This is a genomic window from Sulfoacidibacillus ferrooxidans, from assembly GCF_022606465.1.
Taxonomy (GTDB): domain Bacteria; phylum Bacillota; class Bacilli; order Alicyclobacillales; family SLC66; genus Sulfoacidibacillus; species Sulfoacidibacillus ferrooxidans.
In genome coordinates, this window is sequence record NZ_JALBUF010000057.1 from 1 (window position 1) to 1,257 (window position 1,257).

Annotated in this window: 1 rRNA gene; it reads right to left on the minus strand. The window is 56.4% G+C overall.

The annotated features are described in order from the left end of the window. Positions 1-188: 188 nt before the first annotated feature. Positions 189-1,257, minus strand: a 16S ribosomal RNA gene (locus MM817_RS16335); the annotation flags it as partial.

A 1,257-nucleotide genomic window follows, 5' to 3' on the forward strand; every position in this document is an offset into this window, starting at 1 on the left:
TTGTGTCACTGTTGCTTTTGGCTTGATGCTACTACCCATCAAGTTCATCTGCATTCACGTGTTCACCTCTAGTTGTCAAGGAACCACTGAAGGTTGCCGCTTGATCTTGCGATCAACGTCAATCCCTCAAAACTAAATGCATACAAGAGACATCTTCGCGCTGTTGCCCTCGCGGGCCTTTTCCTTAGAAAGGAGGTGATCCAGCCGCACCTTCCGATACGGCTACCTTGTTACGACTTCACCCCAATCGCGAATCCCACCTTCGGCGGCTGGCTCCCTTGCGGGTTACCTCACCGACTTCGGGTGTTACCCACTCTCGTGGTGTGACGGGCGGTGTGTACAAGGCCCGGGAACGTATTCACCGCGGCATGCTGATCCGCGATTACTAGCAATTCCGGCTTCATGCAGGCGAGTTGCAGCCTACAATCCGAACTACGAACGGCTTTTCGGGGTTCGCTCCACTTCGCAGCTTCGCTTCCCGTTGTACCGCCCATTGTAGCACGTGTGTTGCCCAGGACATAAGGGGCATGATGATTTGACGTCATCCCCGCCTTCCTCCGGTTTGTCACCGGCAGTCATCTGTGAGTCCCCACCTCTACGTGCTGGTAACACAGATCAAGGGTTGCGCTCGTTGCGGGACTTAACCCAACATCTCACGACACGAGCTGACGACAACCATGCACCACCTGTCTAGCGTGCCCCGAAGGGAAGGACCATCTCTGATCCGGTCACGCCGATGTCAAGCCCTGGTAAGGTTCTTCGCGTTGCTTCGAATTAAACCACATGCTCCACTGCTTGTGCGGGCCCCCGTCAATTCCTTTGAGTTTCAGTCTTGCGACCGTACTCCCCAGGCGGAGTGCTTATTGGGTTACCTTCGGCACCGGAGGTGGTACCCTCCGACACCTAGCACTCATCGTTTACCGCGTGGACTACCAGGGTATCTAATCCTGTTTGCTCCCCACGCCTTCGCGCCTCAGCGTCAGGTTTCGTCCAGTCAGGCGCCTTCGCCACTGGTATTCCTCCACATCTCTACGCATTTCACCGCTACACGTGGAATTCCCCTGACCTCTCCGACCCTCAAGTTCCCCCGTTTCCAAGGCCGTCCCAAGGTTGAGCCTTGGTCTTTCACCTCAGACGCAAGAAACCGCCTGCGCGCGCTTTACGCCCAGTCATTCCGGACAACGCTTGCCCCCTACGTATTACCGCGGCTGCTGGCACGTAGTTAGCCGGGGCTTCCTTCTCTGGTACCGTCTCGCA